The organism is Streptomyces sp. NPDC005962 (genome assembly GCF_040629205.1).
In the GTDB taxonomy this organism is placed as follows: domain Bacteria; phylum Actinomycetota; class Actinomycetes; order Streptomycetales; family Streptomycetaceae; genus Streptomyces.
In genome coordinates this window covers 59045-72771 of sequence record NZ_JBEXVE010000011.1, presented here as the reverse complement: position 1 = coordinate 72771, position 13727 = coordinate 59045, and the positions used below count along the sequence as shown (strand labels likewise).

Sequence of the window (13727 nt, the reverse complement as noted above, 5' to 3'; positions counted from 1 at the left end):
GGTTCCGTATCCGCCCGCACACCGCTACGGCACCGCGGGCATCACTTTCCGCGGGGTGGGGGACAGGGTGTACGGCTTCGCTGCGGCCGCCGTCGAATTGAGGTCCTTGTTGAGGTCCTTGTGGACAGCGCGGGCCACGGCCTGGATCGTGGCGACCCCGTCCCGCATCCGGGCGTTGTCCTGGGTGAGCACCGTGATCGTGTAGTCGTGGCCGGGCCCGGTGAACGCGCCGATGCTGTGCACCCGCCAGCCGTGCGTGGCCCGGGGCAGCCAGCCGTTCTTCACCTGGATCGTGGTGCCGCGCGGCGCGCCCGCCGGGGTGCCCCAGCGCTGGGGCGCCACGACCCTGCGCATCAGCCCGAGGGCGTACGCGCGGGACCTGTTGCCGAGTACCGGGTTGCGGTGGGTCAGCAGTTCCAGCAGCCTCTGCTCGTCCTTCGCGGTGATCCGGGTCAGTCCCCAGTGGCCGCCGTCGCCGGGCACGGTCCTCGTCATCCCGGCGAGCCGCAGGAGTGCCGTGACCCTCTTCACCCCGAGCCGGCGCCACAGGGCGGTCGTGGCGGCGTTGTCCGACCTGGTGATCATGGCGGTGGCCAGTTCGCTCTCGTGGCGTGTCAGACGCCGGTGATCGGTCCGCGCGTCCCGCAGCAGGGCGGCCAGAACGGTCACCTTCACCACGCTCGCCGAGTCGAACCACCGGTCGCCGCGGAGCGTGCAGCGGGTGCCGGTGGTGTGGTCGCGCAGGGCGACCGCGGTGGTGGCGGACCTGCCGCGCAGTGCGGCGGCGATGTCCCGGGACAGCCTGGCGGCGAGCCCGGCCCTGGCCGAGGCGCAGACCACCGCCGGGCTCTCCGTGGCGGCTCCCGCTCGGGTCACCGGAGCGGTGAGGATTCCCGCGGCCAGCGCGAGGGAGAGGGCCGCGCGGGAGCGCGTGTGTACGTGCTGCCCTGTCGTGGTCGGTCGCATCGTCGCCTTCGCCTTCGGCCTTTTCCAAGATCCACGATCACGACATCGCGCCGCTCGCACGGCCGCAAGCGGGACGAGGCAACCGGGGGCGACCGGGCGGGCCGACAGGGCGGCGACCGTATCGTGATCATCCCGGGTCCATGGCCCGGCGCCGGGCGTGGCAGGCTGGTCCCATGGCCGTGCAGATCAACCCCAGCATCCTGTCCGCGGACTTCTCCCGCCTGGCGGACGAAGCCAAGGCCGTCGAGGGTGCCGACTGGCTCCATGTCGACGTGATGGACAACCACTTCGTGCCCAATCTGACCCTCGGAGTGCCGGTGGTCGAGGCGCTGGGCAAGGCGACGGACACGCCCATGGACTGCCATCTCATGATCGAGGACCCGGACCGCTGGGCCCCGCAGTACGTCGAGGCGGGCGCGGGCTCGGTCACCTTCCACGTCGAGGCCGCGGCCGCGCCCGTACGGCTGGCGCGCGAGATCCGGGCCAAGGGCGCCCGCGCGGCGATGGCGCTCAAGCCCGCGACCCCCATCGAGCCGTACGAGGATCTGCTGCCCGAGCTGGACATGCTGCTCGTGATGACCGTGGAGCCCGGCTTCGGCGGGCAGTCGTTCCTCGACATCATGCTGCCCAAGATCCGCCGCACCCGGGAGCTGATCTCCCGGCACGGTCTGGAGATGTGGCTCCAGGTGGACGGCGGTGTGTCCGCCTCGACGATCGAGCGGTGCGCGGAGGCGGGCGCCGATGTGTTCGTGGCGGGTTCCGCGGTCTACGGGGCGCGGGAGCCGGACAAGGCCGTACGCGACCTGCGCGCCCTGGCCGAGAAGGCGGCGGGCACCGCCGGACTGTGCGGCCACGAAGCTACTGGTCGGTGAACGTCACAGTAAAGCGCGAACCAACTCCACCGTTTCTGACAGGATGAACGGTGAGGCCGGAACATTTTGACAAGTGAGGAGACCGCGGTGTCGACGGGCCGTTCAGCCACGCGGATGGGACCCGCCGAACTGGTGCAAGCGGCGGCCATGGCGCGCCGCTTCTACCTCGAGGGCAAGTCCAAGATCCAGATTGCCGAGGAGTTCGGGGTCAGCCGCTTCAAGGTCGCGCGGGTGCTGGAGACCGCGCTCGAACGCGACCTGGTGCGGATCGAGATCCGGGTCCCGGCCGAACTCGACGCCGAGCGCTCCGACGCGCTGCGCGCCCGCTACGGGCTGCGCCACGCCGTCGTCGTCGAGTCCCCGGCCGACGCCGAGGCCGACAGCCCCGACCCGGAGAACCTGGGCGAGGTCGCCGCGGATCTGCTCGGAGAGCTGGTGAACGAGGGCGATGTGCTCGGGCTGGCCTGGGGCCGTTCCACCATCCACATGGCCGCGGCGCTGCACCGGCTGCCCCCGTGCACCGTCGTCCAGCTCACCGGCGTGTACGACGCGGGCACGGCCGAGCGCGGATCGGTCGAGGCGGTCCGGCGGGCCGCCGCCGTCGCCGGCGGCGAGGCCCACCCGATCTACGCGCCGATGCTGCTGCCGGACACCGCGACGGCCGACGCGCTGCGCGCGCAGACCGGGATCGCCCGCGCCTTCGAGTACTTCGACAAGGTCACCGTGGCCTGCGTCTCCATCGGTTCCTGGGAGGCCGGGATCTCCACGGTGTACGACATGATCAGCGAGAAGGAGCGGGCCCACTACGAGAGCCTCGGCGCCGCCGCCGAGATGTCGGCCCACCTCTTCGACGCCGAGGGCCGCCGCATCGGCCGCGACCTGGGCGAGCGGTGCATCACGGTGGAGGCCGACCGGCTGCGCCGGATTCCCGAGGTGGTGGCGATCGCGGGCGGCCGCCGCAAGGCGGAGGCGATCGGTGCGGTCCTGCGGTCGGGGCTGGTCACCAGCCTGGTGACGGACACGGCGGCGGCCGACCACCTGCTCTTGGAGGCGGACCCCGGCCCCCGCCCCGCCCTCGACCGCGCCGACCCTGACGGCGTGTAAGCGGTGTGCTCCCGGCGCCCGCGGGCGCCGGGGCCGGTTCGTATCACGGTTCGTATCACGGTTCGTACCGTTTGTATCACGGTTCGTATCACGGCCCGCATGGGACACTGAAGTACGTGCGTTTCCTCAATGATCAGAAGCCGCCGTATGACCTGACCTACGACGATGTGTTCATGGTGCCGAGCCGCTCCGCGGTCGGCTCCCGCCAGGGCGTCGACCTGGCCTCACCCGATGGCACCGGCACCACCATTCCGCTCGTGGTCGCGAACATGACCGCCATCGCGGGGCGCCGGATGGCCGAGACGGTCGCCCGGCGCGGCGGCCTCGTCGTCATTCCGCAGGACATCCCGATCGACGTCGTGACCGATGTCGTCCGCTGGGTCAAGGGCCGCCACCTGGTCCTGGACACCCCGATCGTGCTCGCCCCCTCCGGTACCGTCGCCGACGCCCTGTCGCTGCTGTCCAAGCGGGCGCACGGCGCGGGGGTCGTGGTGGAGGACGGGCGGCCGGTGGGGGTGGTGACCGAGTCCGACCTGACCGGCGTGGACCGGTTCACGCAGCTGTCCGAGGTGATGTCCACGGAACTGCTGCTGCTCGACGCCGACATCGACCCCCAGGACGCCTTCGGCCGCCTCGACGCGGCGCACCGCAAGTTCGCCCCGGCCGTCGACGCGGACGGGAAGCTGGCCGGCATCCTGACCCGCAAGGGCGCGCTGCGCGCCACGCTGTACCAGCCCGCCGTGGACGCGGGGGGCCGACTGCGGATCGCCGCCGCGGTGGGCGTCAACGGCGATGTGGAGGGGCGCGCCAAGGCGCTGCTCGACGCCGGGGCGGACGCCCTGGTCGTGGACACCGCGCACGGCCACCAGGAGTCGATGATCACCGCGCTCAAGGCGGTCCGCGCGCTCGGGCCGGACGTCCCCGTCGTCGCGGGCAACGTGGTCGCCGCCGAGGGGGTGCGCGATCTGATCGGGGCGGGCGCCGACATCGTCAAGGTCGGCGTCGGACCGGGCGCCATGTGCACCACCCGCATGATGACCGGTGTGGGCCGCCCGCAGTTCTCGGCGGTGCTGGAATGCGCCGCCGAGGCGCGGAAGTTGGGCAAGCACGTCTGGGCGGACGGCGGCATCCGGCATCCGCGCGACGTGGCGATGGCGCTCGCGGCCGGGGCGTCCAACGTCATGGTCGGCTCGTGGTTCGCCGGTACGTACGAGTCCCCGGGCGACCTCCAGCACGCCGCCGACGGGCGGCCGTACAAGGAGAGCTTCGGCATGGCGTCCGCGCGCGCCGTGCGCAACCGCACCAGCGAGGAGTCGCCCTACGACCGTGCCCGCAAGGCCCTGTTCGAGGAGGGCATCTCGACGTCGCGGATGTTCCTGGACCCGACCCGGCCCGGGGTCGAGGACCTGATCGACTCGATCATCGCGGGGTTGCGCAGCTCCTGCACCTACGCGGGCGCGGGCTCGCTGGAGGAGTTCCACGAGCGCGCCGTGATCGGCGTACAGAGCGCCGCGGGCTACGCGGAGGGCAAGCCGCTGCACGCCAGCTGGGAGTGACGAGGCGGTGCCCCGCGAGGGCACCACATGACGGTGGCCCCACTCGGCTCGGGTGAGTGGGGCCACCGTCATGTCGCTACCGGCGCTACCGGCTCTACCGGATGACGCCTCGCGGGTCACCGCCCCGGCGGGGCAGGGCGTGCCGGGGCGGGCTGGTGAGGGTGATCTGGCGTACCAGCTGGTGGAACGAGACCAGCGCGGCGACCGGGGGGAGACCGGCGACGGCCATGCTGGGCGCGTTCCTGGGGGCGTGCGCGACGCACAGGAACACCGCGATCGTGGAGAAGAGCACGACCACCGCCCAGGAGTGCGCCGCCCCGCGGCGGTGCAGCGCGGCCCGCAGCACGGACAGCGAGGCGACCAGCCAGGGGCCGTAGACCAGCAGGGGCCACCACGCCGCCATGGACTCCGAGGTGCTGGGGGAGGCCAGATAGCGCAGCGGGCGGTACGAGATCATCCCGCCCAGCACGCTCAGCATGCCGACGATCACGGTGGTCATCGCCGCGAAGAGCAGGCTGATCAGCTGGAGCCACGGCATGGTCGGCACCCGGAAGCGGACCCGGCGGCGCTTGCCGCGCCCGCGCCCATGGGTGGGGGAGGGGGGCCGGAGGGGGATCGGTCCGGTGGAATGCACCGGCTCCTCGGCGGATACGGGACCGGGGACAGGGCCGGGGACAGGGCCAGGGAAGGACTCGGGGAAGGGGCCGGGGAAGGACCCGGGGACAGCGCCGGGGAAGGGCCCGGGGAAGGACCCGTGTACGGGGCCCGGGACCGGGCCGGGGACGGGGTCCGGGGCGGGGACGGTGGGGATGGCCCCGGTGCCCTGGAGCAGCCGCGCCAGGTCTCCTTCCAGGTCCCAGCGGCCCTCCAGGGAATCGGGGTCCGGCAGGGGGAAAGGATTCATCTGGTACGCGAACCCCGTGTCGAACCGCTCCGCCGGGTCGGGCGGCGGGCGGTGGCCGGTGGGAGGGGGCCCGTAGCCGCCCGGCCTCGGCTCGGTGTACGTCATGCCTGGACGCCCGCCTCGACGCCCGGCTCCGCCGAAGCGGAGCGCTGGAGGAAGTCGTCCTCGATCCTGCCCAGGGTGGTGAGGAAGTCCTCCCAGACCCTCGAACAGTATTCGAGGGGGTAATCGTGCGGGAACCGCTCCTCCTCCGTCCCGTGGTCCCGGGCCCGGAACACGGGTTCGGCTGTAAGCGGAGCGTGGTCAGGGGGCTGCAGCCTGTCAGTCGTCACGTCCCCACCAACGACCGCCAAATTGGTGCCGTATCGCGGCATTCGGGTGAATCGGGGGGTGACGCGCGCACGGGTGTCGCAATGATTCCCCGGCGAGCGCCCCCGCGCGCAATGTTCGGACACGTATGCGCAAGGATGGTGCATTACGGCCGTGGCCGGACGGCTCATAGGGTCGTGCGCTGACGCTGAGTGGCGGAGGCCGTCAGCTCGGCGATTCCCACCTGCGGATTTGTCACCGGGCATTCCTATGCCCGCGTTCGGTCGTCACTACCAGATACGAAGCCGATGGCAGCGATTAAGGAGCCACCCACGTGTTGGAGCACGGCGCAGCCCCTCCCACCGCCCAGCGACCGGAGGGCAAACCTCCGGCCGGCGGGCTCGGCGCCCGCTTGATGCGCCGCAAACCGGTGGAGCGGCTGGTCGCCGAGGGCGGCCAGGGCGAGGGCGGGAGTCTGCGGCGCTCCATGGGCGTCTGGCAGCTGACCATGATCAGCATCGGCGCGACGCTGGGCACCGGCATCTTCGTCGTCCTCGGCGAGGCCGTGCCGGACGCGGGCCCCGCGGTCATCGTGTCCTTCGTGATAGCCGGGATCACCGCGCTGTTCTCCGCGCTCTCGTACGCGGAGCTGGCGGGCACGATCCCGGTCTCCGGGTCCTCGTATTCGTACGCGTACGCCACCCTGGGCGAGTTGATCGCCTGGGTGTGCGGCTGGTGCCTGATCCTGGAGTACGGCGTCTCGGTCGCGGCCGTCGCCGTCGGCTGGGGGCAGTACCTCAACGAACTGCTGGACGGCACGCTCGGCCTCACCATCCCCGACGCGCTGGCCGCCCCGCCCGGCGACGGCGGCGTCTTCAACCTGCCCGCGCTGCTCGTGGTGCTGCTGGCCATGGCGTTCCTGCTGGGCGGCGCCAAGGAGAGCGCCCGCGCCAACACGATCATGGTCGCGGTGAAGATCGCCGCGCTGATCCTGTTCTGCGCCGTCGCCTTCACCGGCATCCGGGCCGGGAACTACACGCCGTTCATGCCGCTGGGCATGGCGGGCGTCAGCGCCGCCGGGGCCACCCTCTTCTTCTCGTACATCGGCTTCGACGCCGCCTCCACGGCGGGCGAGGAAGCCAAGAACCCGCAGCGCGACCTGCCCCGGGCGATCATGCTCTCGCTGGTCATCGTCACCGCGCTGTACTGCCTGGTCGCGGCGGTGGCGGTGGGCGCCCTGCCGTGGAAGAAGTTCGCGGGCACCGAGGCCGCGCTCGCCGGGATCATGGAGAACGTCACCGGTCAGAGCTTCTGGGCGGTGGTGCTGGCGGCCGGAGCGGTCATCGCGATCGCCTCCGTGGTGCTGACCGTGCTCTACGGGCAGACCCGCATCCTGTTCGCGATGTCCCGCGACGGGCTGGTGCCGCCGGTCTTCTCCAAGATCCACGCCGGAACCGGGGTGCCGCGCGCCAACACCGTGATCGTCTCCCTCTTCTGCGGCGTCCTCGCCGCCGCGATCCCGCTCGGCCAGCTCGCCGACGCCACCAGCATCGGCACGCTCTTCGCGTTCGCGCTGGTCAACATCGCCGTGATCGTGCTGCGCCGGACCCGGCCGGAGATGCCGCGGACCTTCCGGGTGCCGCTGTCGCCGCTCTTCCCGCTCATCGGCTTCGGGCTGTGCCTGTGGATGATGAACAGTCTGGAGTTGGTGACCTGGGTGGTCTTCGGTGTCTGGATGGCCGTCGGGCTTGTGCTGTACTTCGGATACGGCATGCGCCGATCCCGACTGGCCACAGCAGAGAAGTGACGCCCCCGCAGTGCGACTGAACGACCTCGACGAACGCATCGTCCACGCCCTCGCCGAAGACGCCCGCCGCTCCTACGCCGACATCGGCGAACTGGTCGGCCTGTCCGCCCCCGCCGTCAAACGGCGGGTGGACCGGCTGCGGGCCGACGGCGCCATCACCGGCTTCACCGTACGGGTGGACCCGGCGGCGCTGGGCTGGGAGACCGAGGGGTTCGTCGAGCTGTACTGCCGCCACAACACCTCGCCCGGCGACATCCGCCGCGGCCTGTCCCGCTACCCCGAGGTGGCGTCCGCGTCGACCGTCACCGGCGACGCGGACGCCGTCGTCCAGGTGTTCGCCGCCGATATGCGCCACTTCGAACGGGTGCTGGAGCGGATAGCGGGCGAGCCGTTCGTGGAGCGCACCAAGTCGGTGCTGGTGCTGTCGCCGCTGCTGCGGCGCTACACCTCGGGCGCCCCGACGTAGGGGGCGTCCCACGCGGTGCCCCGGGCCGGAGTGGCGGCAGCCGCTCCGGCCCCGGCGCAACGAATCGCCGTACCCGGCCAAAAACACGTAACGAATCCACGCGGAGCGCGCAACGATCGCGGCTTGTCGGCCGATCTCGGCGCAACGTACCGTTTTCCGTGTACGTCACGTCTCCCCAGAGGTCTCCATGCCGCCGCTGCGCACCGCCCTGCTCCAGAGCTCCGGTCACCCCGGCGACCCCGCCCGCAACCTCAAGGCCCTCGACGCCGCCGCCGGGCGCGCCGCCGCGGACGGGGCCGGGCTGCTGGTCACGTCCGAGATGTTCCTCACGGGCTACGCCATCGGCGACGGTGTGCACCGGCTGGCCGAGCCCGCCGACGGGCCCGCCGGGCGGGCCGTGGCCGAGATCGCCGCCGAGCACGGCATCGCCGTCCTCTACGGCTACCCGGAGCGCGCCGGGCAGGCCGTCCACAACTCCGCCCGCCTGGTCGGCCCCGACGGCACCGCGCTCGCCAACTACCGCAAGACCCACCTCTTCGGCTGCTTCGAAAACGACTGGTTCGCCCCCGGCGACACCCCCGTCGTCCAGGCCGAGCTGGGCGGGCTGACCATCGGCATCATGATCTGCTACGACGTGGAGTTCCCGGAGAACGTCCGGGCCCACGCCCTGGCCGGAACCGATCTCCTCCTGGTGCCGACCGCGCAGATGCACCCCTTCCAGTTCGTCGCCGAATCGCTCGTCCCGGTACGGGCCTTCGAGAGCCAGATGTACATCGCGTACGTCAACCGCAGCGGCCCCGAGGGCGAGTTCGACTTCATCGGGCTGAGCTGTCTGGCCGGTCCCGACGGCACCATGCGCGCCCGGGCGGGCCGCTCCGAGGAGCTGATCCTCGGCGACGCCGACCCCAGGCTGCTGGCCACCTCGCGCCGGATCAACACGTATCTGCGCGACCGCCGCCCCGGGCTGTACGGGTCCCTCGACCGACCCTGACCCGCCCCGCTCCCTCCCCTCCCTCCTCACCCTCGCCCCGGCTCGATCCGCAAGGAGTCCGTACCCGATGACGTCCACGGTGCCCACCGCCGTCCACGACGAGCACGCGTCCGAGCACACCGACACCCTCCCGCCCGTCACCATGTTCGGCCCGGACTTCCCGTACGCCTACGACGACTTCCTCGCCCACCCCGCGGGCCTCGGCCAGATACCGGCCACCGAGCACGGCGCCGAGGTCGCGGTCATCGGAGGCGGACTGTCCGGCATCGTGACGGCGTACGAGCTGATGAAGATGGGCCTGCGGCCCGTCGTGTACGAGGCCGACCGGATCGGCGGACGGCTGCGGACCGTCGGGTTCGAGGGCTGCGACGGGGAGCTGACCGCCGAGATGGGCGCGATGCGGTTCCCGCCGTCCTCCACCGCGCTCCAGCACTACATCGACCTGGTCGGCCTCGTCACCGAGCCGTTCCCCAACCCGCTGGCCCCGGAGACCCCGTCCACCGTCGTCGACCTCAAGGGCCAGTCCCACTACGCCCGCACCATCGACGACCTGCCGCAGGTGTACCGCGAGGTCGCCGAGGCGTGGAACGCCTGCCTGGAAGAGGGCGCCGACTTCTCCGACATGAACCGCGCCATCCGCGAGCGCGACGTCCCGCGCATCCGCGAGATCTGGGCGAAGCTCGTGGAGAAGCTCGACAACCAGACGTTCTACGGCTTCCTCTGTAACTCCTCGGCCTTCACCTCCTTCCGCCACCGGGAGATTTTCGGCCAGGTCGGCTTCGGCACCGGCGGCTGGGACACCGACTTCCCCAACTCCATCCTGGAGATCCTCCGCGTCGTCTACACCGAGGCCGACGACCACCACCGCGGCATCGTCGGCGGCAGCCAGCAGCTGCCGCTGCGGCTGTGGGAGCGCGCGCCCGAGAAGATCGTCCACTGGGCGCAGGGCACCTCGCTGTCCTCCCTGCACGACGGCGCGCCGCGCCCGGCCGTGACCCGGCTGCACCGCGCCGCGGGCGACCGGATCGTGGTGACGGACGCGGGCGGCGACATCCGCTCGTACCAGGCGGTCGTCTTCACCGCGCAGTCCTGGATGCTGCTCTCCAAGATCGACTGCGATGACTCGCTCTTCCCGATCGACCACTGGACGGCGATCGAGCGCACCCACTACATGGAGTCCAGCAAGCTCTTCGTCCCCGTCGACCGGCCGTTCTGGCTGGACAAGGACGAGGAGACCGGCCGGGACACCATGAGCATGACGCTCACCGACCGGATGACCCGAGGTACGTACCTCCTGGACAACGGCCCGGACCGGCCCGCCGTCATCTGCCTCTCGTACACCTGGTGCGACGACAGCCTCAAGTGGCTGCCGCTGTCCGCGAACGAGCGGATGGAGGTCATGCTGAAGTCGCTGTCGGAGATCTATCCGAAGGTGGACATCCGCAAGCACATCATCGGCAGCCCGGTCACGGTGTCCTGGGAGAACGAGCCGTACTTCATGGGTGCGTTCAAGGCCAACCTGCCCGGCCACTACCGCTACCAGCGGCGGCTGTTCACCCACTTCATGCAGGACCGGCTGGAGGCGGGACAGCGCGGCATCTTCCTTGCGGGGGACGACATCTCCTGGACCGCGGGCTGGGCCGAGGGCGCCGTACAGACCGCGCTCAACGCGGTGTGGGGCGTCATGCACCGCTTCGGGGGCGCCACCGATCCGGGCAACCCGGGGCCGGGCGATGTGTACGACGAGATCGCGCCCGTCGAACTCCCCGAGGACTGAGCGCCTTTACCCGGTGGACGGCAGGGGAGTGAGCAGACAGCGCCCGACCAGACCCACGGTCTTGTCGATCCGCTCCGTGAACTCCTCCACCAGCTCCGGCAGCGCCCGCAGACCCCAGAGGGCGCGGAACGACGCCCACGCGGCGTCCCGCGCCTTGTCCAGGCTCCAGGAGCCGACGAGATGGGTGAGCGGATCGGCCGCCTCCAGCGGATCGGGGCCAGGCATCAGCTCCTCGCGGATACGCTCCTCCATCTCCGCCAGCAGCGCCCCGACCCGGCCGAAGTCGCCCTCCAGGGCGGCCGGTTCCATCCCCCGGGCCCGGCAGGTGTCCACCAGCGCGAGCGCCAGATCATGCCCGATATGGGCGTTGATCCCGGCGAGCGCGAACTGCACCGGACGGACCGCGGGGTGGCCGCGCAGCTCGAACAGCGGCCGCCAGCAGGCCGGTGGCCGCCGCCCGGCCGCCCCCGCGTCGACCGCCGCCAGATAGCGGCAGGCGAACCGTACGTCCAACTCCTCGGTGGCGGCCGGGTCCTGGAAGCCGCCGGTGCCGAGGCGGCGGCCGACCTCCTCGGTGACCGACAGATACACCCGGTTGAAGACCGCCACCCCGTCCTCGGGCGGCAGCGCCGCGCCGAGCGCGCTCATGCGCGCCACGACGCTCTGCACGGTACGCGGCGCATCCAGCCGCTGGGCGGGCATCGTCATGGGGAACAGCGTGGCAGCGCACGCCCCCGGCCGGATACTGGTGTGCCGTCACATCCCCCGTACGGCGGAGCGTTTCGGCAAGACCGTTACAGCGCGCCCGCGTCGTAGGCCGTCCACATCGTCGGGTACAGCGGACGCCAGCCCAGCTCCTCGCGCAGCCGCCGGTTGGAGGTGCACCCCCACCAGGTGTCGCCGTCCGTCCGCTCGGTCATGCCCTCGGGGAGCGGCGCCCCGAGGATCTCATGCAGCTCGACGGCGGTCGCCGGGGCGTCGTCCACGATGTTGTACTTCCGCCCCGACGCCGAGCCGCCCGCCGTACCGCCGGGCGCGCGCAGCAGCCGCAGCAGCGCCTGGGTCACATCCGCGTGGTGGACCATGGCCAGCCGCTGGTTCCCGGGCCAGGCCCCGACCAGCTGGAGCGCCTCGGCCAGATGCGGGTCGCCGTCCCCGTACACGAAGGACAGGCTGCCGATCCGCAAGTCGAGGCCCTGGTCGCGATGCAGCGCCAGCAGTTCCCGCTCGGCCTCCGCCTTCGCGGCGGGGTACGCGCCCCACAACACGCCGCCGGGCACGCTCTCGTCGTCCTCCACCAGCGGCCGCCCGCGCGAGGCGCCATAGACGAGATTCGTGCTGACCTGCACGAACCGGCTCGTGCCCGCCTCGACCGCGGCCCGTCCCAGCGCCACCGCGGCGTCCCGGTTGACCGCCCACGCCTCCTCGTCCGGCACCCCGCGAAACGCCGCCGCGATGTTGACCACGGCGTGCGCCCCGTCCATCGCCTTCCGCAGATCCTTCTCCTCGCGCAGATCCCCCACCGCGACCCGCGCGCCGAGCGCCGCGAACGGCGCGCCCCGCTCCTCGTCGCGGACCAGCACCCGCACCTCGGTCCCGGGCCGGGCCTCCGCCAGCAGCCGCTTCGCGAACCGCTGCCCCACCCGGCCTGTCACACCCGTCACCAGAATCATCGGCATGCGATCAGCACCCTCTCGTTTTCGATCGGCTTCTTCCCGATCACTCTGGGCCGAGGGGCCGCGGCACCGGGAGAGACCTCCTCATCCAGGGATCGGCAGACCCTGGATACGGACCGGCCGCGGCGCGACGATGGAGGCGTGCACCGAACGGAACTCGCGGACTTCCTGCGCCGCCGCCGCGCCCGCCTCGGCCCCGCCGACGTGGGGCTCACCCCCGGCCCGCGGCGGCGTACGCCCGGACTGCGCCGGGAGGAGGTCGCCCAGCTCACCGGCATGTCCACGGACTACTACACCCGGCTGGAACAGGCCCGCGGCCCGCGCCCGTCCCGCCAGATGCTCACCGCGCTGGCCCGTGCGCTACGGCTCACCGACGACGAGCGCGACCACCTGTTCCACCTGGTCGGGGAGGAGCCGCCGCGCGACGCGACCACGTCCGGGCATGTGCGTCCCGGTCTGCTGCGGGTCCTGGACCGGCTGTACGACACCCCGGCGCAGGTGGTCACCGACTGGGGCGATGTGCTCGCGCAGAACGCGATGGCGGCCGCCCTGGTCGGCGACATCACCGCCCGCCCGCCGGGTGACCGCAACTTCGTCCGGAGCTTCTTCCTCCGGCGGCGGCCCGACATCGGCCTCTTCCCGCCCGAGGACATGGCCGAGCACGCCCGCATCCACGTCGCCAACCTCCGCGCCGTGGTCGCCGCCCGCCCCGGCGACCCGGCCCCGGCGGCCCTGGTCGCCGAACTGCGCGCGGCCAGCGCGGAGTTCGCGGCCCTGTGGGAGACCCACGAGGTCGCGGTGCGCCGCTCGACCGTCAAGCGGTTCGTGCACCCGGTGGTGGGGGAGCTGGAGCTGGACTGCGAGGTGCTGCTGAGCGCGGAGCACGCCCAGCGGCTGATCGTCCACACGGCGGTGCCGGGCAGCGAGTCGTCCGAACGCCTGGAACTGCTGCGCGTGGTGGGCCTTCAGAACCTGACCCCGAGCGGCTGACCCCTGCGGGGGCCGTCATCCCCACCCCGCCCCTTCCCGAACCGGGGACACCCCGGCCCCCGCGCAGGGCGGCCCCTGGCCCCCGGCTGGGGCCGCGCCCGAGCCCCACGCAACCGCCCCGCGACGACTTTCACACGACGCCCCGAGAGCCTCCACGCCGGGGCCCGGGGTACCCCCGGACAGGGCGTACGGCGCGCGGCCGCCGTCGTACGCGCGCCCGCGCCGCGCTGCTTGCGGACGAGCGGCCACGCAGCACCCGCGCCGGGGCCGGGGTGTCCCCGGTTCGGGAGGGGGTTGGCTTGGGGCACA

General features: G+C 72.2%; 13 protein-coding genes. 8 read left to right on the top strand and 5 right to left on the bottom strand.

Annotated elements, in window-relative coordinates:
* Positions 1–24 precede the first annotated feature (24 nt).
* Complete coding sequence (locus ABZ370_RS19905) at positions 25–966, bottom strand: serine hydrolase (RefSeq protein WP_358622388.1); 942 nt, start codon at positions 964–966, stop codon at positions 25–27.
* 173 nt (positions 967–1139) lie between these two features.
* Here ABZ370_RS19905 and rpe point away from each other — a divergent pair, with 173 nt between their 5' ends.
* From rpe to ABZ370_RS19890, 3 genes are all read left to right on the top strand, one after another.
* Complete coding sequence (gene rpe, locus ABZ370_RS19900) at positions 1140–1838, top strand: ribulose-phosphate 3-epimerase (RefSeq protein ID WP_358622386.1); 699 nt, start codon at positions 1140–1142, stop codon at positions 1836–1838.
* A 114-nt stretch (positions 1839–1952) separates the two neighbouring features.
* On the top strand, positions 1953–2942 hold the full coding sequence (locus tag ABZ370_RS19895; protein WP_358622844.1) for a sugar-binding domain-containing protein: 990 nt from the start codon (positions 1953–1955) through the stop codon (positions 2940–2942).
* A 116-nt stretch (positions 2943–3058) separates the two neighbouring features.
* Complete coding sequence (locus tag ABZ370_RS19890) at positions 3059–4498, top strand: GuaB1 family IMP dehydrogenase-related protein (RefSeq protein ID WP_358622384.1); 1440 nt, start codon at positions 3059–3061, stop codon at positions 4496–4498.
* 94 nt (positions 4499–4592) lie between these two features.
* Here the strand turns inward: ABZ370_RS19890 and ABZ370_RS19885 are convergent, their stop codons facing one another.
* Both ABZ370_RS19885 and ABZ370_RS19880 read right to left on the bottom strand, forming a co-directional pair.
* Entirely contained in the window at positions 4593–5507 is a 915-nt protein-coding gene (locus ABZ370_RS19885; protein WP_358622381.1) for a DUF2637 domain-containing protein, read from the bottom strand.
* Positions 5504–5680, bottom strand: coding sequence for a hypothetical protein (locus tag ABZ370_RS19880; protein ID WP_358622379.1), 177 nt, complete (start codon positions 5678–5680; stop codon positions 5504–5506). Before ABZ370_RS19880 ends, ABZ370_RS19885 begins: the two co-directional genes overlap by 4 nt.
* A gap of 365 nt (positions 5681–6045) precedes the next feature.
* Here ABZ370_RS19880 and ABZ370_RS19875 point away from each other — a divergent pair, with 365 nt between their 5' ends.
* From ABZ370_RS19875 to ABZ370_RS19860, 4 genes are all read left to right on the top strand, one after another.
* Positions 6046–7518, top strand: a complete 1473-nt coding sequence (locus ABZ370_RS19875; protein WP_358622376.1) for an amino acid permease — start codon at positions 6046–6048, stop codon at positions 7516–7518.
* Positions 7519–7528: 10 nt separating this feature from the next.
* Positions 7529–7984 (top strand): Lrp/AsnC family transcriptional regulator, encoded by a 456-nt coding sequence (locus ABZ370_RS19870; RefSeq protein WP_358622373.1) that lies wholly within the window; start codon positions 7529–7531, stop codon positions 7982–7984.
* Between the two features lie 187 nt (positions 7985–8171).
* Complete coding sequence (locus ABZ370_RS19865) at positions 8172–8975, top strand: carbon-nitrogen hydrolase family protein (protein WP_358622371.1); 804 nt, start codon at positions 8172–8174, stop codon at positions 8973–8975.
* Positions 8976–9042: 67 nt separating this feature from the next.
* Complete coding sequence (locus tag ABZ370_RS19860; protein WP_358622368.1) at positions 9043–10752, top strand: NAD(P)/FAD-dependent oxidoreductase; 1710 nt, start codon at positions 9043–9045, stop codon at positions 10750–10752.
* Between the two features lie 6 nt (positions 10753–10758).
* Here ABZ370_RS19860 and ABZ370_RS19855 read toward each other — a convergent pair whose 3' ends face one another.
* A complete protein-coding gene (locus ABZ370_RS19855) occupies positions 10759–11454 on the bottom strand; it encodes a DUF5995 family protein (RefSeq protein WP_358622841.1) in 696 nt (231 codons plus the stop codon).
* A gap of 92 nt (positions 11455–11546) precedes the next feature.
* The gene (locus ABZ370_RS19850) at positions 11547–12431 is read right to left on the bottom strand and encodes an NAD(P)-dependent oxidoreductase (RefSeq protein ID WP_358622366.1); all 885 of its coding nucleotides are present in this window, start codon (positions 12429–12431) and stop codon (positions 11547–11549) included.
* Positions 12432–12569: 138 nt separating this feature from the next.
* Here ABZ370_RS19850 and ABZ370_RS19845 point away from each other — a divergent pair, with 138 nt between their 5' ends.
* Complete coding sequence (locus ABZ370_RS19845; RefSeq protein ID WP_358622363.1) at positions 12570–13418, top strand: helix-turn-helix transcriptional regulator; 849 nt, start codon at positions 12570–12572, stop codon at positions 13416–13418.
* Positions 13419–13727: the final 309 nt, after the last annotated feature.

Bases quoted from the DNA above. Each gene is read 5' to 3' on its own strand.
- ABZ370_RS19905 (WP_358622388.1), bottom strand. From the start codon at position 966: ATGCGACCGACCACGACAGGGCAGCACGTACACACGCGCTCCCGCGCG.
- rpe (WP_358622386.1), top strand. From the start codon at position 1,140: ATGGCCGTGCAGATCAACCCCAGCATCCTGTCCGCGGACTTCTCCCGC.
- ABZ370_RS19895 (WP_358622844.1), top strand. From the start codon at position 1,953: ATGGGACCCGCCGAACTGGTGCAAGCGGCGGCCATGGCGCGCCGCTTC.
- ABZ370_RS19885 (WP_358622381.1), bottom strand. From the start codon at position 5,507: ATGACGTACACCGAGCCGAGGCCGGGCGGCTACGGGCCCCCTCCCACC.
- ABZ370_RS19865 (WP_358622371.1), top strand. From the start codon at position 8,172: ATGCCGCCGCTGCGCACCGCCCTGCTCCAGAGCTCCGGTCACCCCGGC.
- ABZ370_RS19860 (WP_358622368.1), top strand. From the start codon at position 9,043: ATGACGTCCACGGTGCCCACCGCCGTCCACGACGAGCACGCGTCCGAG.
- ABZ370_RS19855 (WP_358622841.1), bottom strand. From the start codon at position 11,454: ATGCCCGCCCAGCGGCTGGATGCGCCGCGTACCGTGCAGAGCGTCGTG.
- ABZ370_RS19850 (WP_358622366.1), bottom strand. From the start codon at position 12,431: ATGCCGATGATTCTGGTGACGGGTGTGACAGGCCGGGTGGGGCAGCGG.